We start from the raw sequence: 26,636 nt of genomic DNA, 5'->3' as shown, positions 1-26,636 counted from the left end.
TCACGACGCGCGATGACGCCATAGCGAAACGCTATCGGGGCAGGTTGCCGCGCTACTCAGCGGGAGTGCGGAGCTCCGTGACGACCGTCCGGGCGACCTCACCGATGGCCCGGTCCACGTGCGGCAGTGCGGGCTCAGACCGTGCACTCGACGTGAAGACCGCGACGGCGACCGGCAACTCACCGGGGAACTCGACGACGCCGATCTCGTTGCGGATCGCGACCAGGGTGCCCGTCTTGCCCGCAACGGTGACCCGTCGGAACGGAAATCCAGACGCGAGGCGCGAGGTGAACACTTGACGACGCATGGTGTCCCTGATGAACGCACACATCTCGTTCGACGCCGCGTGGTCGGTCCAGACCGCGGACAGCAGCGTCGTGCAGTCCCGAGGCGTGGACGAACTGGAGTACGCGGCGTCGTAGGCGCTGACCGACGTGTCGTCATCCGGGTCTGCGAGCGCGGCGAAAGCCTCTGCCACCGTGCTTGTCCCGGTTTCCCGCTGGAGACGCTGGTGTAGCTCTGCGACTCCGCCGACGATCCGGGTGTTCGCGACACCGAGCGTTGCAAGGTCCTCGCGTACGCGGTCGAGTCCGATCTCGTCGAGGATGACGTCGGCGGCGACGTTGTCGGAGACGGTCATCATCGAGGTGGCGAGGTCTCGCCGGCTCAGTGTGATCGGATCGCGCAACGCGGCCAGTCCGGTCGGACCCTGTGCCCATTGTGTCGGGTCGACCGTCACCGACGAGGTCAGGTCGATGTCACCGCGATCTGCGCTGCGGCACAACGAGATCAGTAGAGCGAGCTTGTACACCGAGGCCAGGACGACCGGAGCGTCGGCGTCGAAGGAGTATCCGATCCGTGGGGAGCCGATCGTCGTCGCATGTATCCAGCCGGAACAGCCGGCGTCGGCGAGGGTCTCCGTGACGTCGCGGTCGACCCGCTTCCGCACGTGTAGGGGCAGCTCAGCTGGTTCTGGGTTCACCCGGCGGCCTTGCTGATCTTCCACAGTGCCGCCGTTGACACGTCCGCGACCTCGGCGAGTGCGGATTCCCGGTAGACGACCCGGAGTCGCAGCGCCGTGGCGTCGCGCCCGATGGGGAGACACCGAACGCCGTCGAGCGACGCGAGACGTTCCGGGTCAACGGTCAGGCCGACGGCTCCGCCACCGGCGACCGCGGCCACCAGGTGCTCGGAGGACGAGACGGCCAGGATTCTTGGATCGAGTCCGGACTCGCGGAGGCGGTCGATCAGCTGGTCATGAGCCGGCGGATTCGCGGCGCGCGGCGGGTGGCAGAAGTCCAGGCCCGCAAGGTGGCGCAACCGGGGACGTGCTGCGGTGGTGACCGGATGACGGGCCGGCACGACGACGTGGCGTCGGAACACGACGACCGGGCCGGTGGTGAGAGTGCCGGTGACGCAGGGCGCGTCGACGATGGCCAGGTCGAGCGTGCCCGCCGACACCTGCTCGATCAGACTCACCGCCGCGGCACTCACCATCTCCTGACCGGACGACACGTCGCCGAGGCGTTGTGCGACAGCGGCGACGGCCGCGCTCCCCGCGAGAGGTACTGCACCCCAACGCAGTACCTCAGAACCCTCGTGAAGGCGTCGGGCTTCGCCCAGGAACCGCGCCGCGTCGTCGATGAGGAGTCGTGCCCGGGGTAACAGGTCGCGACCGGCGTCGGTGAGTTCCGCACCGCGGGAGGTGCGCCGGATGAGCTGAACCCCGAGTTCCCTCTCCAGGCGGCGCAGCCCCTGCGACACCGGTGGCTGCGTCATCTCCAACCGGGCGGCCGCGTCCCCGAAGTGGCCCTCCTCGGCGACGGCGACGAAGAACCGCAGGTGCCTGACGAGATCCACGGCTTCCAGGATGGCACGGCATCGTCGACCTGCTCCACAAACCCACCACGGATGGAGATTTCCACCCCCTCGCAGGGGGGTGGAAATGCTGAAAAGGGGTGGGTTTGCGGGTCAGCGCAGGAACGTCGCGGCCGTGTCGGCGAGGTCGAGCAGCGGTTGCGGGAAGATGCCGAGCACGACGGTGGCCAGCGTGCAGACCGCGATGCCTGTGGTGGTGAGGATGCTGGGCTTCACGACGTGCGGTGCCTCGCCGGCGGGGACGTCGTCGAAGAACATGGCGACGATGATGCGGATGTAGACGTAGGCGGCGATCGCGCTGCTGATCACACCGATCACCACCAGAACGCCGCTACCGCTGCCGGCGGCCGCGGCGAAGACGTCGAACTTGGCGATGAAGCCGCTCGTCAGCGGGATGCCGGCGAAGGACAGCAGGTAGACCGCGAACATGGCGCCGACCAAGGGATACCGTCGGCCCAGACCCGACCACTGGGTGAGATCGGTCGCCTCACGCCCGGACAGATGAGGATTGCGGACGGTCGCGGCGGTGCCGTGGACCGCGGCCGTGCGCGCCGACGTGCTCGTGTCCGCGTCGGGTTCGCGGATCACCGCCACGGTCGCGAAGGCGCCGAGGGTCGTGAAGGCGTAGGCGGCCAGATAGAAGAGCGTCGCGCCGAGCCCGGCATCGTCGAAGGCGATCAGGCCGAGCAAGATGAACCCGGTGTGTGCGATCGACGAGTAGGCGAGCATCCGCTTGATGTCGTTCTGGGTCACGGCCATCACCGAGGCGATGACCATCGACGCGATCGCCACCGCCCACAGTGCGGGCTCCCACTGATCGCGTAGCGCCCCGAAACCGACGTAGAAGACACGGAGGAGCGCACCGAACGCGGCGACCTTGGTGGCCGATGCCATGAATGCGGTGACCGGGGTCGGGGCTCCCTGATACACATCTGGAATCCACGAATGGAACGGCACCGCACCGACTTTGAACAACAACCCGACCGCGAGCATCGCCAGACCGATCAGCGCCAGCGTCGTGTCGCCACCGGTACCGGCGACGTCGGTGATCGACGCACCGATCGTCGACAGGTTCAACGAGCCGGTCGCCCCGTAGACGAATGCTGCACCGAACAGGAAGAAGGCCGACGAGAAGGCGCCCAGCAGGAAGTACTTCAGAGATGCTTCCTGCGAGATCAGCCGACGACGCCGAGCCAGCCCGCACAACAGGTAGAGCGGCAGCGAGAAGACCTCCAGCGCGATGAACATGGTGAGCAGATCACCGCACGCCGGGAACAGCATCATGCCGCCGACCGCCAGCAGTGCCAGCGGGAACACCTCGGTCGTCACCGCCCCGGCACGAGTCGCCTCGAACTCGGCGTCGGTGTTCGGGACCGAGGCGCCGGACGGGGTGAACATGTCCGCGTCGACGCCCCCGCCGTTGAATCCTGCTCTGCCGGACTGATCGTCGGTGACCGCGGCGCCGGCCAGGGTACGCATGGTGACCGGCGCGACGACCCGCTCGAGCCGACGTTCGGCGATGAACCCGACCGCGATGATCGCGATGATCAGCAGGAGTCCCTGCAGATACAGGGTCGGGCGGTCCAGAACGACGGCCCCCGACATCGCGAACTGTCCGTTCGAGCCGTCCGCTGTCTGTGCGGCCGTCACGGTGGCGAGCGCAGCGAGCGCGACGACGAGTCCGCCCAGCGAAAGCCCGAGTTGCAGTGGGTACCTCAGCCTGCGCGGAGCGAAGGCCTCTACCAGGACCCCGATGACACCTGCGCCGAACACGATCAACATGGGCGACAGGGCCGCGTACTCGACGCTCGGGGTCTCGATCGCGGCCAGCGGCGTCGAACTCAGCGCAACGACGGACGGACTCATCGGTGGGCCTCCGCATCGGTGGTGGGGCCCTCAGGCCGGTCGTGGGCCGGGATCGGGACCGGGTCCGCCACCGCGGGTGCGGGATCGGTGACCCCGACCGTGGTGAGCGTGCTCTGCACCGCGGGATCGATCAGGTCGATCATCGGCTTGGGATAGACCCCCAGGGCGATGAGCAGCGCGAGGAGCGGTACGACGACGGCCAGCTCGCGGCCGGCGAGGTCGCGTATCGACGACACCCGCACGTCGTCGGGCTTCGGGGGGCCGCCCATCATGCGCTGATAGGTCCACAGGATGTAGATCGCGGAGAGCACCAGCGCGGATGATGCGAGGACCGCCGCCACCGGGTAGCGCGTGAATGTGCCGATGAGGACCAGGAACTCGCTGATGAACGGGGCGAGGCCGGGTAGCGACAGGGTTGCCAGGCCCGCGACGAGGAAGGTGCCGGCGAGGACGGGGGCGACCTTCTGGACCCCGCCGTAGTCGGCGATCAGCCGACTGCCGCGGCGCGACACCAGGAACCCGGCGATGAGGAACAGGGCGGCGGTGGAGAGTCCGTGGTTGACCATGTACAGCGCCGAACCGGTCTGTCCCTGATCGGTCATCACGAAGATGCCCAGGATGATGAAACCGAAGTGCGAGATGGAGGTGTAGGCGATCAGGCGCATGACGTCGGTCTGGCCGATGGCCAGGATCGCACCGTAGACGATGCTGACGACCGCGAGTCCGCAGATCAGCGGCGCGAAGTACCGGCTCGCATCCGGGAACAGTTGCAGGCAGAACCGCAGCATCGCGAAGGTCCCGACCTTGTCGATGACGGCCATCATGAGCACCGCCGACGTCGGGGTGGCCGCGACCGCAGCATCGGGAAGCCACGAATGCAGAGGCCACAGCGGGGCCTTCACCGCGAACGCGAACATGAAACCGAGGAACAGCAACTTCGCGAGGCCGGTGGTGTCGTCGATCTGGCCGCTCGACACCGCGGCCACGATGTCGCCGAGCGCGAAAGTCCCGCCGCCATCAGCCCCGACGCTGTTCTGTGCGGAGACGACGTACACGCCGATCACGGCGGCGAGCAGGAGCAGACCGCCGAACAGGTTGTACAACAGGAACTTCACCGCCGCGTCGGAGCGGTTGGGTCCGGTGCCGAAGCCGCCGATGAGGAAGTACATCGGGATGAGCATGGCCTCGAAGAAGATGTAGAAGAGCAGGATGTCCAGCGCGACAAAGCTCATCAGCACCATCGCCTCGGTGGCGAGGAACAGTGCGAGGTAGATGTGCGGACCCTTCTGGGCGCGTCCGCCCGAATGGTCCAGCGACCCGGCGGATTCGGCGTCGTGCCAGCCGGCGAGCAGGAGCAGGGGCAGGAGTGCGGCCGTCAACAGGATCAGGACCAGGCCGATCCCGTCGAGCCCCAACGCGTATCGGGTTCCCAGCGCCGGAATCCAGCTCACGTCTTCGGTGAACTGGTATCGCTCACCGGCCGGATCGAATCCGATCGCGAGGCCGACGGCCACGACGAGGACTCCGAGCGTGATGGCGAAGGCGAACCATCGAGCCGCCGCGGGACGGCTAGCGGGTATCGCGAGAACGAGGGCCGCGCCCACCGCGGGTGCGAACCAGAGGATCGTCAGCCAGGGGATGTTCACAGCACGTTCACCGCCATCACGAGCGCGACGATCAGGGTCGTCCCGGCGAACATCGACAGCGCGTAGGACCGCACATAACCGTTCTGCCACCTGCGTATTCGACGCGACGTGCGGGTCACGGCAACGCCGACGCCACTCGTCAGACCGTCGACGCCGTCGGACTCCACGGCGACCAGGCCGGCGGTGACGCGCTGTCCGGGACGCATCAGCAGCTCTTCGTTGATCGTGTCGCCGTACAGATCATGCCGTGCCGCGACCGTCAGCACCGACACGTCCTCGGGTGCGAGGACGAGCACCGGCCGGGTGGCGTACTGCCGGTAGGCGATCGCGACGCCGACCGCGACGACGACGAGGATGATCGCGGTCATCGCCCACACCGGGATCAGATGATGGGCCGTGTGTTCGCCGACGACCGGTTCCAGCCAGTGCTCGAGCGACCCGCCGATCGCGAGCAGCCCGCCGGAGGCCACCGAACCCAGTGCGATCAGAACCATCGGTCCGGTCATCACCCTGGGCGACTCGTGCGGATGCGGGACAGCGGCATCCGTGCCGTCGTGCCACCGCTTCTCCCCGAAGAACGTCAGGAGCATCACGCGGGTCATGTAGAACGCGGTGATACCCGCCCCGAGAAGCGCTGCACCACCGAGGATCAGCCCCTTCGCGCCGCCTTCCCCGAACGCGGCCTCGATGATGTGGTCCTTGGAGTAGAAGCCCGCGAACGGCGGGACTCCGATGATCGCGAGATAGCCGACGCCGAAGGTGACGAAGGTGATCGGCATGAGCTTGCGGAGTCCGCCGTAGCGTCGCATGTCGGTCTCGTCGTTCATCCCGTGCATCACCGATCCGGCACCGAGGAACAGGCCGGCCTTGAAGAAGCCGTGCGTGAGAAGGTGCAGGATGGCGAACGCATAGCCGGCCGGACCGAGTCCGGCGGCCAGGACCATGTACCCGATCTGGCTCATCGTCGACGCCGCGAGCGCCTTCTTGATGTCGTCCTTGGCGCAGCCGATGATCGCACCGAACAACAGCGTCACCGATCCGACCACCACGACACCGACCTGTGCGACGGGTGCCAGGTCGAAGATCGGACCCGAGCGCACGATCAGATACACGCCGGCGGTCACCATCGTCGCCGCGTGGATCAGCGCGGACACCGGGGTCGGACCTTCCATCGCGTCGCCGAGCCACGACTGCAGCGGTACCTGAGCAGACTTGCCGCACGCCGCGAGCAGGAGCACGAAACCCAGTGCGGTGAGGGTTCCTTCGCCGGCCTGGGGAGCGCCGTCGAAGACCGCGGTGAACGCGACCGATCCGAAGGTGGCGAACATGATCATCAGTGCGACGGCGAGTCCGATGTCGCCGACGCGGTTGACCACGAAGGCCTTCTTCGCCGCGGTCGCCGCGGTCGGCTTGTACTGCCAGAAGCCGATCAGCAGATACGACGCCAGGCCCACACCCTCCCAGCCGAGATACAGGCCGAGATAGTTGTCGGCGAGGACGAGGACGAGCATCGCCGCGAGAAACAGGTTGAGGTAGCCGAAGAATCGTCGGCGGTCGGGGTCGTCGGACATGTAGCCGATCGAGTAGACGTGGATCAGCGACCCGACACCGGTGATCAGGAGGACGAAGCACATGGACAGCTGATCGAGGCGGAAACCGAAGTCCACCTGTAAGTCTCCGACCGGCACCCAGCGGAACAGTGTGTCGGTCACCCCGCGGTCGTCGGCCGGGCGGGACACCATCCCGGCGAACATCACCAGTCCGACCACGAACGACGCGATCGCCGCGGCGGTACCGAGCAGATGACCCCAGCGATCGGTGGCACGACCGCCGAGGAGAAGGATCACCGCACCGGCGAGCGGGAGCGCGGGGACCAACCAGAGCAGTGACGCGGTCAGTTCGGCGTTCACCAATCCTCCTCTACCGCTTGAGCAGATCCGCGTCGTCGACCGACGCCGAGCGGCGCGATCGGAAGATGGTCATGATGATGGCGAGCCCGACGACCACCTCGGCTGCGGCGACCACCATCGTGAAGAAGGCGATCACCTGCCCGTCGAAGGACTGGTTCATCCGAGCGAACGTGACGAAGGCGAGATTGGCGGCGTTGAGCATCAGCTCGATGCACATGAACACGACGATCGCGTTGCGTCGCAGCAGGACCCCGGCAGCGCCGATGGTGAACAGCAGTGCCGAGAGGTAGAGGTAGTTCTCCGGGTTCATGCGCGCCCCCGGGGATTCTGGCCCTCGGGATTCTTCGGACCCTTCGAGTTCTTCTGCCGCAACGTGCGTGCGGCCAGGATGGCGTTCACCGAGAGGTCGGAGGGACTCCCGTCGGGGAGTCGCGCCGGGACGTCGACCGCGTTGTGGCGGGCGTAGACACCGGGACTCGGCAGGGGCGTGAGGTTGACGCCGCTACGGAACCGGGCCTGCGACAGCTCTTTCTGGGTCAGGCGCGGACCGAACCGCTCCCGGTGGGCCAAGACCATCGCGCCGAGGGTGGCGGCGATGAGCAGGGCGCCGGTCAGTTCGAAGGCCCACAGATAACGGACGAAGATCAGTTCGGCGATCGCCTCGATGCCGTAGTTGCTGTCAGTATCAAGTGCGCCGGGCGCGGTCGCGCCGGTGGTGACCGCGATGGTTGCGTTGCCGATCCCCGCGATCAGGAGCACACCGAAGCCGAGTCCGACGAGGGACGCGGCCACGCGCTGCCCTCGCAGGGTCTCTTTGAGTGAGTCCGATGAATCGACGCCGATGAGCATGAGCACGAACAGGAACAGCATCATCACCGCGCCGGTGTAGACGACCACCTGCACGACCCCGAGCAACAGTGCGCCCTGGGCCACGTAGAAGACCGCGAGAACGATCATCGTGGTGGCCAGGAAGATCGCCGAATACACGGCCTTGGTGGCGAACACGACACCCAGTGCGCCGACCACCGCGACGACGCCGAGTACCCAGAACTGCACGGCCTCCGCGGTCGAGGTGCGGACCAGTTCGTCGGCGAGAAGCGTCGTCATCGATCCGGGCGTCATGGCCGCGGCTCCCGTGCACCCTCGCGCACAGTCGGAGTCGGCAACGGGGTCAGCCGGCCGTCGGAGGTGATCTCACCCCGGTAGTAGTTCTCCTCGGTCGATCCCGGTGCCATGGCGTGCGGCGGCGGTTCGACGCCCGGTTGCAGCGGCGCCAGCAGCCGGTCCTTCTCGTAGATGAGGTCGGCGCGGTTGTCGTCGGCGAGTTCGTAGTCGTTGGTCATCGTGAGCGCACGCGTCGGACACGCCTCGATGCAGAGTCCGCAGCCGATACACCGCAGATAGTTGATCTGGTAGACCCGCCCGTATCGCTCACCGGGCGAATACCGCTCGTCTGGTGTGTTGTCGGCCCCCTCGACATAGATGGCGTCGGCCGGACACGCCCAGGCGCACAACTCACACCCGATGCACTTCTCCAGTCCGTCGGGGTGCCGATTGAGTTGGTGCCGACCGTGATAGCGAGGTGCGGTCGGTCGTTTCTCCTCGGGATACTGTTCGGTGATGCTCGGCTGGAACATGCCACCGAAGGTGACGCGTAATCCACTGACGGGCTTGAGGAAATCAGGCATCGGTGGTCTCCCTGCTCGGCGTCTGATCGGCGGGAAGGGGCAGATCGGGATCGGTGCGGACCGGCTGCGATCTCGAGTCCGGTGCGGGCATCGGCGGGATCGGGAACCCGCCGGCCATGGCGTCGAATGCTGCCGGACGTTCGGGTTCGGCGGCCGTCTCCGGCACCTCCGGTACCCGCATCATCCGCCAGATCGCATAGGCGATGAGGCCGGTCACCACGAGACCGGCGCCCGCCGAGATGAGGGCCCGGATGAGTTCGGCGTTGTCGCCGCCGACGAAGGCGCGGATGATCGCCACGACCATCACCCAGGCGAGCGAGATCGGGATGAGCACCTTCCAGCCCAGGTTCATGAACTGGTCGTACCGCAACCGCGGCAGGCTGGTTCGGAGCCAGATGAACACGAACAGGAACGCCCAGACCTTGATGGTGAACCAGAGGACGGGCCACCATCCGGAGTTCGCCCAGTCGAAGGCACTCAGCGGCCACGGGGCCTGCCAGCCGCCCAGGAACATCGTGGTGGCGAGGGCCGAGACCGTCACCATGTTGATGTACTCGGCAAGCATGAACATGGCGAACTTCAGCGACGAGTACTCGGTGTGGAAGCCGCCCACCAGCTCGCCCTCGGCCTCGGGCAGGTCGAACGGGGCGCGGTTGGTCTCGCCGACCATCGAGATCGCGTAGATCACGAAGGACGGGAGCAGCAGCAGGAAGTACCAGTGGTGTTCCTGCGCCGCGACGATCCCGGACGTCGACATCGTCCCGGCGTCGAGGAACACCGCCGCGAACGTGAGTCCCATCGCGATCTCGTAGGAGATCACCTGGGCGGTGGACCGCAGCCCGCCGAGCAGTGGATAGGTGGAGCCCGACGACCAGCCGGCTAGCACGATGCCGTAGACGCCGACCGATGTGACGGCGAGGACATAGAGCACCCCGACGGGCAGATCGGTGAGCTGCAAGGGGGTTTCGTGGCCGAACACCGAGACCATCGGTCCGAACGGGATCACCGCGAACGCCATGACCGCCGGTACGACCGCGATGATCGGTGCGAGGAGGTAGATCACCTTGTCCACGCCGGTCGGGATGATGCCCTCCTTCAGCGCGAGTTTCACGCCGTCGGCCAGGCTCTGGAGAATCCCGCGGGGTCCGACGCGGTTGGGTCCGATCCGGGTTTGCATGCGCGCCATGATCTTGCGTTCGAGCAGGATCGCGACCAGCGGGTTGACGACCAGGAAGGCGAACACGGCGACGGCCTTGACGACGATGAGCCAGATGGGGTCGTGGCCGAAATCGGTGAGGTCGGGGTAGTCGATGGCGAGCGTGAGCGTGTTCATCGGACGCCTCCGGCTGTGTTCATCGGGACGCCTCCGGCGACGTCGGCCGCCGAGGCAGGCGACAAGGCGACGAGATCGCCCGCCTGTGCCCGCAGGTCCGCATGGACACGCGATCCGGGCGAGTTGAGCGGGACCCAGACCACCCGGTCGGGCATGTCGGCGTATTCGACGGGCAGCGCGATCTCCCCGTCGGCGGTGCTGACCCGGACCCGCCCGCCGACCGCGACACCGGCTTCGGCGGCGGTCCTCGCCGACATGCGCGCGACCGGTCGACGCGCGGTCCCGGCGAGGTGCGGTTCACCGTCCTGCAGACGACCGAGATCGAGCAGCATGTGCCAGGTCGCCAGCACGGCCTGACCGGATTCGGGTGCGCGCAGCGGACGTTCATGAGCGACGACGGGCGAGCGGTCACCCGACCACGCCCCGATCCGGCGCAGGTCCAGGTGGATGGTCTGAGGCCCGTCGCAGCGCAGTTCGACGCCGAGACGCCGGGCCAGGGCGTCCAGGACCCGGTGGTCGGGGATGTGCCCCGACTCGGTGAGCGCGGCGGTGAAGCTGCGCGGCCTGTCTTCCCAGTCGACGAAGGTACCTTCCTTCTCGGCCACCGCCGCGACCGGGAACACCACATCGGCGTGCGGCGTCACCGTCGAAAGTCGCTGTTCGAGACTCACGACGAACGGTGCGGCGGTGAGGGCTTCGTTCGCGGCCGCCGGGTCGGGGAGATCCTCGAGGTCGACACCGGCCACGACCAGTGACAGTCCGTGATACCGGGCCGCGTCGAGGATGCCGGTGGTGTCCCGACCGGGTCGCGTCGGGATGCCGGGCCCCCAGACAGCCGACACCGATTCGCGTGCACTGCGGTCCGTGATCGGTCGACCGCCCGGCAGCAGCCCGGCCATGGCGCCGACCTCGAGTGCACCGCGTTCGCCGGCCCGTCGGGGAATCCAGGCGATGCGGGCGCCGGTGCGGTCCGCGAGATCGGCAGCCGCCCGCAACCCACCCGGAGCGGCGGCGAGCCGCTCACCGGCGACGATCACCGATCCGGGCTCGCGGAGATGGTCGGCGACCTCGGCCGAGGTGAGGATCTCCGCCTCGGCACCGGGCTTCGTAGCGAACAGTCGCGCGTCGAGCTTCTGTGCTCCGCGGCTCGCGTACGGCGCCACGGTGGCCACCCGCAGCCGGTCGGTCCGCACCGCCCGGCGCAGCCGGAGGAAGACGATCGGGGATTCCTCCTCGGGTTCGACACCGACGAGGAGTACCGCCGGGGCGGCGGACAGGTCGTCGTAGGTGGTCTCGAGCCCGCGCCCCGCGACCTGGCTCGCGAGGAAGGACGCCTCCTCGGTGCTGTGGACGCGTGCACGGAAGTCGATGTCGTCGGACTTCAGGACCGTGCGGGCGAAACGTGAGTAGGCGTAGGCGTCCTCGACGGTGAGACGTCCGCCGGTCAGGACACCCACGTTTCCGATGGTCGCCGAGAGCCCCTCCGCAGCAACACGGATCGCGTCGGCCCACGACGCCTCCCGAAGTTCGCCGTGCCGGTCGCGGATCAGGGGAGAGGTCAGACGGTCGGCCGCGGTCGCATACGCGAACGCCCATCGCCCCTTGTCGCAGTTCCACTCGGAATTGACCTCGGGGTCGTCGCCGGCGAGGCGGCGGAGCACCTGGCCGCGCCGGTGATCGGTGCGCTGGGCGCATCCGCTCGCACAGTGCTCGCAGACGCTCGGTGTCGAGACCAGGTCGAAAGGCCTTGCACGGAACCGGTACTGCGCACCGGTCAGCGCGCCGACCGGGCAGATCTGCACGGTGTTGCCGGAGAAGTACGAGTCGAACGGTTGGTCCTCGTAGATGCTGACCTGTTGCAGCGCACCGCGATCCGACAGCTCGATGAGCGGGTCGCCCGCGATCTGTGTCGAGAACCGCGTGCACCGGGCGCACAGCACACATCGTTCGCGGTCGAGCAGGACCTCGGACGACAGCGGGACCGGCTTGGTGAACGTGCGCTTGACGCCGTCGAACCGGGACTCGCTGCGGCCGGCCGACATGGCCTGGTTCTGCAGTGGGCACTCGCCGCCCTTGTCGCACACCGGGCAGTCGAGCGGATGGTTGATCAGCAGCAGTTCCATCACGCCCCGCTGGGCATCGGCGGCGATCTGGGAACTGAGCTGCGTCCGGACGACCATCCCGTCGGTGGCCGTTGTCGTGCACGACGCCAGCGGCTTTCGCTGACCCTCGACCTCGACGAGGCACTGGCGGCAGGCGCCGACCGGGTCGAGCAGCGGGTGGTCGCAGAAGCGGGGGATGGTGATGCCGATCTGTTCGGCGGCGCGGATCAGCAAGGTGCCCTTCGGAACCCGGACCTCGTGCCCGTCGATGGTGATCCCGACGAGGTCTGCCCCGGTCGTCGGATCGCTACCGTGTGTGAGGGTCATCGGACACCTCCCGTCGGGTTGCCACCCGGCGAGTCGAAGACGGTCGACAGCGAGTGGTCGAATGGACAACCGTGGTCGAGATGAGCGAGGTACTCCTCACGGAAGTACTTCAGCGAGGACACGATCGGGCTGCCCGCGCCGTCGCCGAGCGCGCAGAACGACTTTCCGACGACGCTGTTGGTGACGTCGGCGAGGGTGTCGAGATCGGCGGTGGTGCCGCCCTCGTGCTCGAGCCGGTGAAGTAGTTGCACCAGCCAGTACGTGCCCTCGCGGCACGGTGTGCACTTTCCGCACGACTCGTGCGCGTAGAACTCGGTCCAGCGCAGGACCGCGCCGACGACACATGTCGTCTCGTCGAAGATCTGAAGAGCCTTGGTGCCCAGCATGGAGCCCGCGGCACCGACTCCCTCGTAGTCGAGGGGGACGTCGAGGTGCTCCGGCGTGAGGAGCGGCGTCGACGACCCGCCCGGGGTCCAGAACTTGAGTTCGTGTCCGGCGCGTACGCCGCCGGCGCGTTCGAGGAGCTGCCGCAGGGTGATACCGAGCGGTGCCTCGTACTGGCCCGGATGCGTGACATGGCCGGACAGCGAGTACAGGGTGAAACCGGGGGACTTCTCGGTACCCATCGAGCGGAACCAGTCGACGCCGTTACGCATGATGGACGGCACGCTCGCAATGGATTCCACGTTGTTGACCACGGTCGGACTGGCGTACAGACCGGCGACCGCCGGGAACGGCGGGCGCAGGCGTGGTTGGCCGCGACGGCCTTCGAGCGAGTCGAGGAGAGCCGTCTCCTCACCGCAGATGTAGGCGCCGGCGCCGGCGTGCACGACGAGCTCCAGGTCGAAGCCCGATCCCAGGATGTCGGTGCCGAGATAGCCGGCGGCGTATGCCTCGTCGACCGCGGTGCGAAGCCGCCGCAGAACCGAGGCGACCTCCCCGCGGACGTAGATGAACGCATGATGCGCGCGGATGGCATACGCCGCGATGATCACCCCCTCGATCAGGGTGTGCGGCGTCGCGAGCATGAGCGGCATGTCCTTGCAGGTGCCGGGTTCGGATTCGTCGGCGTTGACCACGAGGTAGTGCGGAATCGACGGTTCGGCGTCGGGAGATTCTTCTTGGGGGATGAACGACCACTTCATCCCGACCGGGAATCCGGCACCCCCGCGTCCCCGGAGGCCGGAGGCCTTGACCATCTCGATGACGTCGGCGGGCGGGGTGTCGAGCGCGGTACGCAGGCCGCGGTAGCCGTTGTGGCGCAGATGATTCGCCAGGGACCAGGACTCGGGCTCGTCCCAGTGGCGGGACAGGACCGGGGTTTCCGGCGGATCGGGTTCGGGTGGTTCGGGGGTTTCGACGCGGCTCCTCGCTGCGCTCGGTGCCGGCTCAACCGGCGGGGGTGGCTTCGTTGCGCTCGGTGCCGGCTCAACCGGCGGGGGTGGCGTTGCGGGCCCGGCGCCGGCGAGCTCGAGTTCGGTCTGGCGGAACGAGCGCACCCTCCCGGTGCCGCGGGCGGGTTCGACGCCGACACCGGCACGGAGGTCCTCGACGAGTTCGATCGTCGACTCCGGTGTCTGGTTGTCGAAGAACTCCCAGTTCACCATCACCACGGGCGCGAAGTCGCAGGCGGCGTTGCATTCGACGTGTTCGACCGTGATGCGGGCGTCCGAGGTGGTGTCCCCGGGCTGGACACCGAGGTGGTCGCAGACCGCGCGGAGGATCTCGTCGCCGCCGAGGGTGGCGCACAACGTGTTGGTGCACACGCCGACGAGGTATTCGCCGGTCGGCGAACGGCGGTACATCGAGTAGAAGGTCGCGACCGAGGCGACTTGTGCCGCAGTCAGATCGAGCTGACCCGCACAGAATTCGATGCCCGCCCGGGTGATGTGACCGTCCTCGGACTGCACCAGGTGGAGCAGGGGGAGAAGCGCTGACCTCGCCTGCGGGTAGCGCGCGATGATCGGCGCCGCCTGCTCGGCGAGGCGTTCGGCGACCTCGGTCGGGTATGCCGACGGGCCACCGAAGGTGATGGTCGTCGCCGGGGTGCACTGTGCGGGCGCGGCGTCCTCGGTCGGCGGGGAGGTGGACAGGTCCACGAATACGGGATCGGTCATCGGTCCACGCCTCCCATCACCGGGTCGATACTGGCCACCGCGGTGATCACGTCGGCGACCATGCCGCCTTCGCACATCGCCGCCACCGCTTGCAGATTCGTGAACGACGGATCGCGGAAGTGGACGCGATAGGGTCGGGTGCCGCCATCGCTGACCAGGTGGACACCGAGTTCACCGCGGGGGGACTCGACCGCGATGTAGCACTGCCCGGCCGGCACCCGCATACCCTCGGTGACCAACTTGAAGTGATGGATCAGCGCCTCCATCGAGGTACCCATGATCCGGGCGATGTGCTCGGGTGAGTTGCCGAGACCGTCGGGGCCGAGCGCGAGATCCGCCGGCCAGGCCAACTTCCGGTCGGCGACCATCACCGGGCCGGGACGGAGCCGCTCGAGACACTGCTCGACGATGCGGATCGACTCGCGCATCTCCTTGACGCGGATGAGATAGCGTCCGTACGAGTCACACGTGTCGGCGGTGATGACGTCGAAGTCGTAGGTCTCGTAGCCGCAGTACGGCTGCGACCTTCGCAGATCGTGTGGATAGCCGGTCGACCGCAAGACCGGTCCGGTGATGCCGAGCGCCATGCAGCCGGTCAGATCCAGGTATCCGACGTTCTGCGTCCGTGCCTTCCAGATGTAGTTGTCGTTCAGCAGATCTCCGAGCTCGTCCAGGCGTCCCGGAAGTTCTGCGAGGACCTTGGCGACCTGTTCGGGTCCATCATGCGGCAGGTCCTGGGCCACCCCGCCGGGGCGGATGTAGGCATGGTTCATGCGCAGACCGGTGATGAGTTCGAAGAGGTCTAGGATCAGTTCGCGCTCCCGGAACCCGAGGAACATGGCGGTGACGGCGCCGAGTTCCATACCCCCGGTCGCCAGTGCCACGAGGTGGCTGCTGATTCGGTTCAATTCCATCAGCATGACGCGGATGACGGTGGCACGCTCCGGGATGTCGTCGGTGATCCCGAGGAGCTTCTCGACGCCGAGGCAGTATGCGGTCTCGTTGAAGAACGGCGACAAGTAGTCCATCCGGGTGACGAACGTGACGCCCTGCATCCAGTTCCGGTACTCGAGATTCTTCTCGATCCCGGTGTGCAGGTACCCGATTCCGCAGCGTGCCTCGGTGACCGTCTCGCCCTCGATCTCCAGGATGAGGCGCAGGACGCCGTGCGTCGACGGGTGCTGGGGTCCCATGTTGACGACGATGCGTTCGTCGCCGGGTTGCTGTTCGGCGCGGGTGCGGACGTCGGAGACGATGGAATCCCAGTCCTGCCCCGAGACGGTGTAGGTGCGCGGCGGTGTCTCCCCGCGTGCGGAGGAGGATCGGGGTTTCGACGATCCGGTGGCTGTGTCGGGCATCAGCTGTACGACCTCCTCCGGTCTGGTGGGTCGACGCGGGTTCCCTTGTACTCGATGGGTACTCCGCCGAGCGGGTAGTCCTTGCGCTGTGGATGTCCCTCCCAGTCATCGGGCATCTCGATGCGCGTCAGCGATCGGTGGCCGTCGAAGACGATGCCGAAGAAGTCGTAGGTCTCGCGTTCGTGCCAGTCGTTGGTGGGGTAGATGTCGCAGAGGCTCGGGATGTGTGGATCGGCGTCGGGCGCCGACACCTCGAGACGCACGCGGCGGTTGTGGGTCAGCGAGGCCAGGGGATAGACGGCGTGCAGTTCACGGTCGGTGTCACCGGGGTAGTGGACTCCGTTGACCCCCAGGCACAGCTCGAACCGCAGCCCGGGTGCGTTGCGGAGGGTGAGTGCGACCGAGGGCAGATGTTCCCGCGCGACGTGGACGGTCATCTCGTCGCGGAAGACGACCACCTTCTCGACGGCGGCGTCGTAGGTGTCGCCGAGTTCGGCTGCCAGGACGTCGGCGATCTCGTCGAAGTAGCTGCCGTAGGGGCGAGTCGAACTGGGCGGCAGGGTGATCGGATCGATCAGTCCTCCGTATCCGGAGGTGTCGCCCGTGCCGGGTGCGCCGAACAGTCCATGGCGGACGCCGATGACCTCGGGGTCGGGTGGCTTGAGGTCTCGGGGATGGGGGTCGGGCATGCCGAGTTCGGTCATCGCAGCAACCCCTTCATCTCGATGGTCGGAGTCGACTGCAACGCAGCACGTTCCGCGGCCCAGATGGCCTCCTCGCGGTTCACCCCGAGCGGCATCTCCTGGATCTTCTCGTGCAGCTTGAGGATTGCGTTCAGCAGCATCTCGGGACGGGGCGGACAACCGGGGAGGTAGATGTCCACGGGTACGACGTGGTCGACACCCTGGACGATCGCGTAGTTGTTGAACATCCCGCCGGACGATGCACAGACCCCCATCGCCAGAACCCATTTCGGTTCGACCATCTGGTCGTAGATCTGCCGGAGGACCGGCGCCATCTTCTGACTCACGCGACCGGCGACGATCATCAGGTCCGCCTGCCGCGGCGATGCGCGGAAGGCCTCCATGCCGAACCGTGCGAGGTCGTACCGGCCCGACGTGGTGGACATCATCTCGATTGCGCAGCAGGCGAGCCCGAAGGTGGCCGGCCACAGCGACCCCTTGCGCATGAAGCCGGCGAGATCCTCGACGGTGCTCAGCAGGAAACCGCTGGGGAGTCGTTCCTCGAGTCCCATGACTGACCTCCTTGCAGACGCTTGACCGGGTGAAAAGTCCTCAGTCCCAGCTCAGTCCGCCGCGGCGCCATTCATAGGCGTAGGCGACCGAGACGTTGACGATGAACAAGAGCATGGCCGCGAGGCCGAACCAGCCGAAGGAGTCGAAGGCGACGGCCCAGGGGTAGAGGAAGACGATCTCGATGTCGAAGATGATGAACAGCATCGCGGTGAGGTAGTACTTGACCGGCACTCGCTGGATCGGGCCGGTGAAGGTGGGGCCGGCGCCTCCGCGACGGGAGGCGGGAGTCAAGAGACTCTGTCCCACCGGTTCGATGCCGCACTCGTACGCCTCGAGTTTGGCGCGGTTGTACCGTTTCGGACCGATCGCGACGCCGATGAAGACGCTGAAAACGGCAAACGCCACGCCGATTGCCCCGAGGATCATGATCGGGACGTAGGCGTTCAAAGCGTGGACTCCTCCTCGCTCCGGTCGGCCGGAAACACCTGGTGGGCGGCTCCGGCTCGGCGATTGTCCTGCCCGTGTCAGGGGTTCGGTCGGAACCTCCGGACGCGGTTGTGAGCTACACCACAAGCCTAGGTGTTCGTCCCGCGGGAGTCACCTGTTTCAGACGTTTCGGCGTTTCTCGACCATCTGGACGAAGGCCTGTGGAAGCCCCAGAGGGTCGACCGGAAGTGGCGCGACGGCATCGGCCCGCGACCATTCGGCGAGCCAGCGGTCGTCGGCGCGGCCGAGCAGCACCAGGACGGGAGGGCTCGGGTCGAGTTCGTCCTTCATCTGCTTGGCGATCCCCATCCCGCCTGCCGGGGAAGCCTCGCCGTCGGCGATCACCGCGTCGACCACGCCGGCGTCGAGCTGGGCGAACACCATTGGAGCCGTGGCGACTTCGATGAAGCTGAGTTCGGGGATGCTCTGGGACGGCCGGGTGCCGAGTGCACCGATGACCTGGGCCCGGGTCTCGCAATCGTCGGAATAGACCAGCACGCGCAGCGACCGGGCAGCCTGGGTGGGGGTCACGCGTGCGATGCTACCGCCGTTCGACGCCGGGTTCGGGTGACTTGGCCCGCGCGTCGGCCGTCGGTGCCGTGCGGGCGGGGGTCCGGAACGGCCGGAGGGGCAGCTCAGTGTTCGGTCGAGAACCCGACGCGCCGCCGGTGGACCTCGAGCGCGAAGGTGACGAGCTGGTCGATGAGGTCGGGGTAGGACACTCCGGTGGCCTCCCACAGCTTCGGGTACATCGAGCCGGGCGTGAACCCCGGGATGGTGTTGACCTCGTTGAGCAGCCACCCTCGCCCGGCTGCCTCGTAGAAGAAGTCCACCCGCGCCATGCCGGTGCATCGCATCGCCGTGAACGTCCGGGCGGCGAGCTCCCTGACCTCGGCGATCGCGTCGTCCGGCAGTACCGCGGGGATGACGAGCCGGGCGGCGCCGGTGACGTACTTGTCCTCGTAGTCGTAGAACTCGCTGCCGGGTTCGATCTCACCGGGCACCGAGGTCTCGGGGGCCGTGTCGCCGAGGACGGCGACCTCGATCTCGCGACCGGTGATGTTCTCCTCGATGATCACCACGTCGTCGTAGCGAAGGGCCAGGTTGATGGCGGAGTCCAACTCGCGCTCGTCGTGCGCCTTGGTGATGCCGACCGACGACCCGAGGTTCGCAGGCTTCACGAACACCGGGAGTCCGAGCTCGTCGACGGCCCGCGAGACGATGGTGTCCGGGTCGTCGACGCCGTCGCGGAACTCGACCCAGCGGCACTGCGGGATGCCGGCCTGCGCAGCGACGATCTTCGCCATCGCCTTGTCCATGCACAGCGCAGACGAGAGCACCCCGGCGCCGACGTACGGCAGCTTGAACAGCTCGAGCATCCCCTGGATGGTGCCGTCCTCGCCGTGCGGACCATGCAGCAGCGGCAGCACGACGGTGATCGCCTCGTCGGCGTGGCCGCGGAGTTCGGCCAGCGGCTCGACGACGGTGCCCGCCACCTCCAGGACGTCGGGGAGCTCGGTGCCGTCGGCGATCGCGGCGATCGCCTTGTCGTTCCGCAGCCAGGTGCCGTCCTTGGCGATGCCGATGGGGACCAGGTCGTATTTCGCCCGGTCGGCGGCGGCGAGCACGTGCGCGGCCGTGACCCGTGACACATCGTGTTCGGCGGAGACCCCGCCGTAGAGGACGACCAGACGCAGGAGCCGCGAAGACATGCATGTCACGATACGGCCCCGGGCCACCGAGTTCTCGGGGTGGAGTGGCCGGTTGTGGATTTCGACACGGCTCCTCGCTCCGCTCGGTGCCGGCTCAACCGGCGGAGGTACGCGCCTGCTCCGCTCGTCGCCGGCTCAACCCCTCTGCCGGCCGAGCCGCGACGACCGAGCGCAGCGAGGACGCCGCGTGTCGAGGTCAGCACCGAGGCGGCTCGGGGAATCGGACACCGCCCGTCGGCTAGCGTGAGGTCGTGCATTTCTTGGCGAGTGAGATCGCGGCTTCGGTCGGTGGCGAGTTGATCGGTGCCGACGTGCAGATCGACGGGGCGAGCATCGACTCGCGCAGCGTCCGGCCGGGGCAGCTGTTCGTGCCGATCGTCGCCGAACGCGACGGCCACGACTTCATCCCGGCGGCCCTCGAAAGCGGCGCGGCGGCCTACTTCACCTCGCAGGACGAGGCCACCCGCGGCACCGCCATCAGGGTCCCGGACACCGCGCTCGCGCTCGCCGACCTCGGTCGCGCGGTCCGCCGCCGCATTCCCGACCGCGTCGTCGGGATCACCGGGTCGGTCGGCAAGACCTCGACCAAGGACCTCCTCGCCGGCGTGCTGCAGACCACCTATCGGACCGCGGCGAGTGAGAGATCCTTCAACAACGAGCTGGGACTCCCGCTGACGCTCGTCGGCGCCGCCGACGACGTCGAGGCCGTCGTCCTCGAGATGGGTGCCCGCGGGATCGGCCACATCGACCTGCTGTGCTCCATCGCGAGGCCGACCGTCGGCGTCATCACCCGCGTGGAAGGCGTGCATCTGGAACTCTTCGGGGACATCGAGTCGGTGGCCCGCGCGAAGGGCGAGCTGGTCGAGTCCCTTCCGGCCGACGGGATCGCCGTTCTGAACGCCGACCACCGTTATGTGGCGGCGATGGCGGACCGCACCTCGGCCCGGGTGTTGCGGTACGGCCTGTCGTCCGATGCCGACGTATACGCCTCGGACATCGTCGTCGACGAGGAGCTGCGGGCATCCTTCCGTCTGCACACGCCGTGGGGTTCCACCGACGTGCGACTGGGGGCGCGGGGTGAGCACCAGGTTCCCAATGCGCTCGCGGCGGCCACCGCCGGGGGCGGCCTCGGAGTGGCGATCGAGGACATCGCGAGTGGTCTGTCGGCAGCTGGATTGTCCGGTCTGCGAATGGAACTCGCCAGGACCTCGGACGGCGCGACGGTGCTGAACGACGCCTACAACGCGAACCCGACGTCGATGTCGGCGGCGCTGAAGTCGCTCGCCGCGCTACCGGCGGGACGACGCGTCGCGGTCCTCGGCACGATGGCCGAACTCGGTGCGGATTCGCCCGGGCAGCACCTCGCGATCGCGCTGGAGGCACGCGAGCTCGGCATCGAGGTCATCGCGGTCGACGAACCGAACTACGGCGACACCGCGCGCCACACCTCCGGCGTCGACGAGGCGGTTGCCGCGCTCGGCGACCTCGCCGGGGGAGATGCGGTGCTGGTCAAGGGGAGTCGCGTCGCCGCTCTGGAGCGGGTGGCCCAAGCACTGCTGCGCTGAGAGCCGCCTCAGCCGTCGCTCACACGTGGTCCCAGGATCCCGACGCCTCGTTCTCGGCGGCGGCACGGGCGCGATACTCGCTCGGGCCGAGCCCGAGTTCGGCTCGGAAGCGGTTGCGCATAGTGGGACTCGACGGGAAGCCGGAGATCCGCGCCACCTCGGAAACCGCCAAGTCGGGACGTGTTCGGAGGAGCTCGCAGGCGGTCTTCAGCCTACGGTCGGCGATGCGCGCGGCCAGCGAGTCCTCGGTGTCCTCGTAGTGCCGGTACAGCTGACGACGGCTGATGTGCAGGTAGCGGGCGATCGTGTTCGGCGTGAACGACGGGTCGCGGTGATGACGCTCGATGAGGTCGGAGACCGCTTCCCGCACGAAGAGCGCGTTGTCGGTGATCTGCCGATTGTCGTAGTCGAGCTGTCCGAGCGCAGCGCGTACCAGTTCGATGGCGGCCATCTCGGTGTCCGGATCCGGCTCGGAGACGCCGACCGCGGTGTCCGACGCGAACTGCAGGATGAACGACGCGGTGGCGCGTGCCAACAGTGTGTGAGAGGCCACCGGCCGGCGTGCCCGTTCGGCGATACGGCGCTGGTTCCCCAGGAGTTCGAGCGGGATCACCAGCCCGGCCGGGTCATTGATCTCGAAGGTCCGCTCGAGATACGGCGACGCGTTGCTGACGAAGGCCAGTTGACCAGGCCCGTACGCGAAGTCGCGCGACCCCTGCCGGATGATGTGCCGGCCCTCCAGGGTGTGCACCCCGATCACGAGGTCCTCGGAGGGCTGCTCGTCGATGAGGCGCGGGTTCCGAGAAACCTGCAGCGGGGTGTGGAGGCTGCAGAATGTGCCGATCATCGACAGCTGACGAACGTACATCAGCGAGTCGAAGGAGTCGGGGTCGTCGGTGTGCACCTCGACGTGCTGCCCGTAGTGGCGCATACCCTCGGGGCCGCTGAGCCGGATCGGTTCGGGTTGGATGATGCTGCGGTGGATGCCGACTCGGCGCTCCCACGTTTCGATCATCTGCGGCGGCAGTGGAGCAGGCGAGCCGTTGTCGCGGAACAACTCGGTCATCGCCGGCTCCCCGGTGCGGGATCGCCCTGGCCGGGACGGGGCGATCGCCGGTGTGTGTGCGTCCGGGTCATACCGACCCACCCGAAGTGCTGCGGTCCCACGCCGGCAGGACCAGCAAGGACGTCAGGAAGAAGCAGATCGCACCGATGAACGTCCCGACATTCGCCAGGATTGCGTCGACGGTCACGCCGGCCTCGGAGATGTAGGAGCCGACGGCCGCTACCCTGAACGCGATGCAGCCCAGGAGATTGATCTGGACCGACCACCAGGAACGAGCTCCGGGATCGAAGAAGCGGTGTGCATGCCGGTATCCGCGGACCGCGAGGAAGCCGCTGAGGAGGAAGGCGATGGACCCGCCCGCATCGGGCGCCCAGACCAGATCGCGTTGTGACACAACGGCGTGTGCGGTCAAGGCGGCGGTGGTGCTCACGTTGAACAGTACCGTGCCGAGCGATTGGGTTGCCGCCGAGAGCCAGTCGGCCCGCACCATGACGCCGTTTCCGTAGTCGACGCGCGTGGTCACGGGGCCGCTCAGCAAGAGCTGCATGAGGCCTGCGGCGGTGAAGAACCAGGCACCGACGAAGTAGCAGACGTTGACGGTCGCCGCCCCTGCCCAGGAGCCGAAACCGGGTGCGGAGCCCAGCGCGAACAACGCCGAACCGATCATGAAGCCCCAGCACTGTTTGTTCAGTGTCGGGATGAAGATCTCGCTGCGCCTGGGGGATGACGCGGCAATGCTCATTTTCTACCTGTCTGTGTATGCGACGATGCGTCCCCGGCCTGGAAGGGGATGCCAGGCCGGGGACAGGAGATCCGAATCGCCGAGGGGCTCGGCGATCAGTGGTGGAAGTGCGACCGATCGCCCTCGACAGGCATCGGGCCCTCGAGACGATCGAGGAACTCGACCTCGGTCTGGATGTCCGCGATCAGGGCGCGGGCGAGGTCGTGGCTGAGGCCGGCACGGACCACGATGCGCTGGACGGTCAGGTCGGCGAGATCGTCGGCCATCGGGTAGGCGGGGACCAGCCAACCCTTCATGCGCAGGCGATCCGACAGGTCGTACAGGTTCCAGTTGTCGGTGTGACCGGACTTCAGGCGCCACGCGAACACCGGGATGGTGTCACCTTTGCTGACGAGTTCGAAGGCGTCGATCTCGGCGATCTGCGACGACAGCCACTGCGCGACGTCGAGCGAACCCTGCTGCACCTGGCGGTAGCCCTCACGGCCGAGACGCAGGAACTGGTAGTACTGCAGCAGCACCTGGGCGCCGGGACGAGAGAAGTTCAGCGCCAGGGTGGGCATGTCGCCACCGAGGTAGCTGCAGTGGAAGACCATGCTCTCCGGCAGTGCCTCGGTGTCGCGCCACACGATCCAGCCGACGCCGGGATAGACGAGACCGAACTTGTGGCCGGAGGTGTTGATCGAGACGACGCGCTCGACGCGGAAGTCCCACTCGAGGTCGGGCTGGCAGAACGGTGCGATCATCGCCCCCGACGCGCCGTCGACGTGGATCTTCACGTCCAGGCCGGTGTCGGCCTGGATCTGGTCGAGCTTGGCGGCGATCTGCTTCACCGGCTCGTACATGCCGGTGTAGGTCTGACCCATGATCGCGACGACACCGATGGTGTTCTCGTCGACGTACTTCTCGAGCTCGTGGCCGTCGAGGACCATGTGCTCCGGGCTGATCGGCACCCAGCGCGGCTCGACCTCGAAGTAGTTGCAGAACTTCTCCCAGCACACCTGGACAGCGGTGGAGAGCACCAGGTTCGGCTTCTCGATCGACTTGCCCTCGGCCTTGCGGCGGGCCTGCCAGTGGCGCTTGAGAGCCAGGCCGCCGAGCATGCAGGCCTCCGACGAACCGATGGTCGAGGTGCCGATGGCCTGGTCGACGTCCGGGTTGTGCCACAGGTCGGCGAGGATCTTCCAGCAGCGGTCCTCGATGGCCGCCGTCTGCGGGTACTCGTCCTTGTCGATCATGTTCTTGTCGACGGTCTCGGAGTACAGCTTCTTCGCCTCGCCGTCCATCCAGGTCGAGACGAAGGTCGCGAGGTTCAGGCGGGCGTTGCCGTCGAGCATCGCCTCGTCGTGGACGATCTGGTAGGCGGTCTCCGGCAGCAGCATGTCGTCGGCCAGTGAGAACTTCGGCAGATCGGTGGCCTCACCCGGGCGGGTGAAGACGGTACGCAGATTGAGGTTGTCGCCGATGTTCGTGTTCGTGCGGGCATGTGAAGTCGATTTGCGTGTCATGTATTCCTCCTGGTGTTCAGATGCTAAGGCGCTCAATACCGGAAATGGGGCGGTTGAAGCGATCTACTCGAGGTAGACGACAGTCACGGGGGCTTGCCTGTCACGACCTCCCTAGACTTCCACCGGCGGATACAGACGGTCCATCGTGTACTGGCGGTTTCGGCGGGCGGCCCACGACGAGATGAGCAGGCAGGCCACCGTGATACCGCTGAGGACGCCGATGGCGAGCCACAATCGGTAGTCGATGCCGCCGACCGTGAGTTGTCGGAGGCCCTCCACGGTGTAGGTCATCGGGTCCACGTAGTGGATGTACTGGAACGGTGTGGCCGTGGTCGGCACAGGGTAGATACCGCCCGCGGAGACCAGCTGGATCATCAGGAATGCCAGTGTCACAACACGTCCGACTGCCACGTCGAACACGGCGTTGAACATCTGGATCATCGCCATGAAGGTGGCGACGACGAGCAACAGGTACAAGAATGTGGATATCGGGTACTCGGCTCGCAGTCCGACGGCGAAGGTGACCACCGAGTACAGGATGGTCGCCTGGATGAAGCCGATGGCGAACGCGGGTGCGTACGAGGCCAATACGACGCGCAGAGACGAGAAGCCCTGCACGATCGGGCGGGACTGCAAGGGCGTCAACAACATCCACGTGATGATGCCGCCGACGAACAATGCCAGGGACATGAAGAAGGGGGCGAAACCCGTTCCGAAGGTCGGTGCCTCGTGTGTGTAGTCCTCCTGCAACTCGACGGGCTGCGCCAGCGTCGAGGCGATCTCCTTCTTCTGCTCGCTGCTCCAGGACGGGATGGCCTTGACGCCCTCGTCCAGACCCGATGCCAGTTCGGCCGAGCCCGCGGCCAACTGCTCGGTGCCGGCGGCGAGTTGGTCGGCGCCCGCGCTCAGCTCACCGAGACCGGTGCTGAGTTCGGCGGAACCGCTCTTCAATTCGTCGGCGGCGCCGCGTGCGGCGATGATGTCGTTGCGCAAGCCGCCGTCCTCGACCAGGGTGAGACCGAGTCGGAGGGGGCTGTTCGGGTTGCCGAGCTGCTGAGAGAGCAGAGTGGCATCGCTGTTCAGCTGGGTGAGCTGGTTGTTCGCATCCGGTCCGAGACCGTTGGTGCGCAGGAACTGCCGCGCCGGGTTGAGGGCTTCGGCGAGCCCACGCATCGCAGGGTCCGAGGAGGCGCCGAGCCGAGCGATGACCGACTCCAGTCCCTTGCTGGCCTGCGATTGCTGATTCGCCGCGGTGGTGAGTTCGTTCGACGCGGCTCCGGCGTTGCGGGCCAGGCGATCTGCGGCCGCGTTCACCTCCGCGGCGGTGAGGCCGGTCTGATCTCCGTTGCCGATCGCCGCGAGCAGCGGGTCGGTCGCGCGGAGCAGTGCGGAGTCGAGTTCGCCGAGACCGCCGGCGAGTTCGGCGGCGCCGTTCTTCGCGGTCACCAGGTTGGTGGCGATCTCCTGAGCACCCGTGTTGGCGGTCTTCAGGCCGGCGGCCAGTTCGTTCGCGCCGTCCGCCGCGGTGGTCAGCTTGCCCGCGACGGTTCCCACGTCGTTGAGGACGATGTCGAAGGTCTGGGCCCCGACCTGTGCACTGACCTTGTTGACGACCTGCTGCGCGGCGTCCTGGCCGATGATCGTCGCCAGGTAGTTGTTGGCGTCGTTGTAGGTGAACACCAGCGGCGCCGAGCGCGGCTTGTCGCTCGTGGGTGACGCGATCGCCGAACTGAAGTCGGCGGGCAGGGTGATCGAGAAGTAGTACTTGCCGTGCGCGACACCGTCGGCCGCCTCGGCAGCGGACACCTCGTGCAGATCGAGCTGCTTGGACTCGATCAGCCCCGCGGCGACCTGGGCGCCGGCGTCGAGCTTCTGTCCCTCGACGACCGCGCCGGTGTCCTCGTTCACGAGGGCGACCGGGATCTTGTCGGCGGCGGCGAACGGATTCCAGAACGCCCACAGGTACATCGCGCCGTACAGGAGCGGCATGAGCATGATGACCACGAGCGCCAGCCGGGGCATCCGTCCCCGGTAGTAGCGCTTGATGTCGCTGCCCGGCGAGAATGCGGCAAACATGTT

General features: G+C 67.3%; 22 protein-coding genes. 1 reads left to right on the top strand and 21 read right to left on the bottom strand.

Features of this window, described 5'->3' with window-relative positions; genetic code table 11:
* Positions 1-52: 52 nt before the first annotated feature.
* The 17 genes from GOAMI_RS04475 to GOAMI_RS04395 all read right to left on the bottom strand — a co-directional run bounded on the left by GOAMI_RS04475 (position 53) and on the right by GOAMI_RS04395 (position 19,679).
* Positions 53-982 (bottom strand): serine hydrolase, encoded by a 930-nt coding sequence (locus GOAMI_RS04475; protein ID WP_006435202.1) that lies wholly within the window; start codon positions 980-982, stop codon positions 53-55.
* Positions 979-1,860 carry a LysR family transcriptional regulator gene (locus GOAMI_RS04470; RefSeq protein ID WP_006435201.1) on the bottom strand — a complete coding sequence of 294 codons (882 nt, stop codon included), beginning with the start codon at positions 1,858-1,860 and terminating at the stop codon, positions 979-981. Before GOAMI_RS04470 ends, GOAMI_RS04475 begins: the two co-directional genes overlap by 4 nt.
* A gap of 111 nt (positions 1,861-1,971) precedes the next feature.
* Positions 1,972-3,744 (bottom strand): NADH-quinone oxidoreductase subunit NuoN, encoded by a 1,773-nt coding sequence (gene nuoN / locus GOAMI_RS04465; protein WP_006435200.1) that lies wholly within the window; start codon positions 3,742-3,744, stop codon positions 1,972-1,974.
* A complete protein-coding gene (locus GOAMI_RS04460; protein ID WP_006435199.1) occupies positions 3,741-5,390 on the bottom strand; it encodes an NADH-quinone oxidoreductase subunit M in 1,650 nt (549 codons plus the stop codon). The genes nuoN and GOAMI_RS04460 overlap by 4 nt, the downstream gene beginning before the upstream one ends.
* A complete protein-coding gene (nuoL, locus tag GOAMI_RS04455) occupies positions 5,387-7,300 on the bottom strand; it encodes an NADH-quinone oxidoreductase subunit L (protein ID WP_006435198.1) in 1,914 nt (637 codons plus the stop codon). The genes GOAMI_RS04460 and nuoL overlap by 4 nt, the downstream gene beginning before the upstream one ends.
* 10 nt (positions 7,301-7,310) lie before the next feature.
* Complete coding sequence (gene nuoK / locus GOAMI_RS04450; protein ID WP_005200546.1) at positions 7,311-7,610, bottom strand: NADH-quinone oxidoreductase subunit NuoK; 300 nt, start codon at positions 7,608-7,610, stop codon at positions 7,311-7,313.
* Positions 7,607-8,422, bottom strand: a complete 816-nt coding sequence (locus tag GOAMI_RS04445) for an NADH-quinone oxidoreductase subunit J (RefSeq protein ID WP_006435197.1) — start codon at positions 8,420-8,422, stop codon at positions 7,607-7,609. The genes nuoK and GOAMI_RS04445 overlap by 4 nt, the downstream gene beginning before the upstream one ends.
* Entirely contained in the window at positions 8,419-8,988 is a 570-nt protein-coding gene (gene nuoI / locus GOAMI_RS04440) for an NADH-quinone oxidoreductase subunit NuoI (RefSeq protein ID WP_006435196.1), read from the bottom strand. Before nuoI ends, GOAMI_RS04445 begins: the two co-directional genes overlap by 4 nt.
* On the bottom strand, positions 8,981-10,321 hold the full coding sequence (nuoH, locus tag GOAMI_RS04435) for an NADH-quinone oxidoreductase subunit NuoH (protein WP_006435195.1): 1,341 nt from the start codon (positions 10,319-10,321) through the stop codon (positions 8,981-8,983). Before nuoH ends, nuoI begins: the two co-directional genes overlap by 8 nt.
* Positions 10,318-12,750, bottom strand: a complete 2,433-nt coding sequence (locus tag GOAMI_RS04430) for an NADH-quinone oxidoreductase subunit G (RefSeq protein ID WP_006435194.1) — start codon at positions 12,748-12,750, stop codon at positions 10,318-10,320. The genes nuoH and GOAMI_RS04430 overlap by 4 nt, the downstream gene beginning before the upstream one ends.
* Positions 12,747-14,867: an NADH-quinone oxidoreductase subunit NuoF gene (gene nuoF / locus GOAMI_RS22480; RefSeq protein WP_006435193.1), complete on the bottom strand. Its 2,121-nt coding sequence runs from the start codon at positions 14,865-14,867 to the stop codon at positions 12,747-12,749. Before nuoF ends, GOAMI_RS04430 begins: the two co-directional genes overlap by 4 nt.
* Positions 14,864-16,225, bottom strand: a complete 1,362-nt coding sequence (gene nuoD / locus GOAMI_RS04420) for an NADH dehydrogenase (quinone) subunit D (protein ID WP_006435192.1) — start codon at positions 16,223-16,225, stop codon at positions 14,864-14,866. Before nuoD ends, nuoF begins: the two co-directional genes overlap by 4 nt.
* Complete coding sequence (locus GOAMI_RS04415) at positions 16,225-16,929, bottom strand: NADH-quinone oxidoreductase subunit C (protein ID WP_006435191.1); 705 nt, start codon at positions 16,927-16,929, stop codon at positions 16,225-16,227. Before GOAMI_RS04415 ends, nuoD begins: the two co-directional genes overlap by 1 nt.
* Positions 16,926-17,480 (bottom strand): NuoB/complex I 20 kDa subunit family protein, encoded by a 555-nt coding sequence (locus GOAMI_RS04410; RefSeq protein WP_006358935.1) that lies wholly within the window; start codon positions 17,478-17,480, stop codon positions 16,926-16,928. Before GOAMI_RS04410 ends, GOAMI_RS04415 begins: the two co-directional genes overlap by 4 nt.
* 40 nt (positions 17,481-17,520) lie before the next feature.
* Positions 17,521-17,928: an NADH-quinone oxidoreductase subunit A gene (locus GOAMI_RS04405; RefSeq protein WP_006435190.1), complete on the bottom strand. Its 408-nt coding sequence runs from the start codon at positions 17,926-17,928 to the stop codon at positions 17,521-17,523.
* A gap of 159 nt (positions 17,929-18,087) precedes the next feature.
* Positions 18,088-18,498 carry a hypothetical protein gene (locus GOAMI_RS04400; protein ID WP_006435189.1) on the bottom strand — a complete coding sequence of 137 codons (411 nt, stop codon included), beginning with the start codon at positions 18,496-18,498 and terminating at the stop codon, positions 18,088-18,090.
* A 104-nt stretch (positions 18,499-18,602) separates the two neighbouring features.
* Positions 18,603-19,679, bottom strand: a complete 1,077-nt coding sequence (locus GOAMI_RS04395) for a D-alanine--D-alanine ligase family protein (RefSeq protein WP_006435188.1) — start codon at positions 19,677-19,679, stop codon at positions 18,603-18,605.
* Positions 19,680-19,930: 251 nt separating this feature from the next.
* Here GOAMI_RS04395 and GOAMI_RS04390 point away from each other — a divergent pair, with 251 nt between their 5' ends.
* Positions 19,931-21,244, top strand: coding sequence for a UDP-N-acetylmuramoyl-tripeptide--D-alanyl-D-alanine ligase (locus tag GOAMI_RS04390; protein WP_040004554.1), 1,314 nt, complete (start codon positions 19,931-19,933; stop codon positions 21,242-21,244).
* A 19-nt stretch (positions 21,245-21,263) separates the two neighbouring features.
* Here the strand turns inward: GOAMI_RS04390 and GOAMI_RS04385 are convergent, their stop codons facing one another.
* The 4 genes from GOAMI_RS04385 to GOAMI_RS04370 form a co-directional block, all read right to left on the bottom strand.
* Positions 21,264-22,310 carry a helix-turn-helix domain-containing protein gene (locus tag GOAMI_RS04385; protein ID WP_006435186.1) on the bottom strand — a complete coding sequence of 349 codons (1,047 nt, stop codon included), beginning with the start codon at positions 22,308-22,310 and terminating at the stop codon, positions 21,264-21,266.
* Positions 22,311-22,377: 67 nt separating this feature from the next.
* On the bottom strand, positions 22,378-23,052 hold the full coding sequence (locus GOAMI_RS04380) for a hypothetical protein (RefSeq protein WP_006435185.1): 675 nt from the start codon (positions 23,050-23,052) through the stop codon (positions 22,378-22,380).
* Between the two features lie 95 nt (positions 23,053-23,147).
* Positions 23,148-24,557, bottom strand: a complete 1,410-nt coding sequence (gad, locus tag GOAMI_RS04375; protein WP_006435184.1) for a glutamate decarboxylase — start codon at positions 24,555-24,557, stop codon at positions 23,148-23,150.
* A gap of 111 nt (positions 24,558-24,668) precedes the next feature.
* Positions 24,669-26,633, bottom strand: coding sequence for a YhgE/Pip domain-containing protein (locus tag GOAMI_RS04370; protein ID WP_006435183.1), 1,965 nt, complete (start codon positions 26,631-26,633; stop codon positions 24,669-24,671).
* Between the last annotated feature and the right edge of the window lie 3 nt (positions 26,634-26,636).

It is taken from the genome of Gordonia amicalis NBRC 100051 = JCM 11271, from assembly GCF_000332995.1.
Classification (GTDB): domain Bacteria; phylum Actinomycetota; class Actinomycetes; order Mycobacteriales; family Mycobacteriaceae; genus Gordonia; species Gordonia amicalis.
Note: the sequence above shows the minus strand (reverse complement) of the source record. Positions and strands in the feature narration are given on the sequence as shown.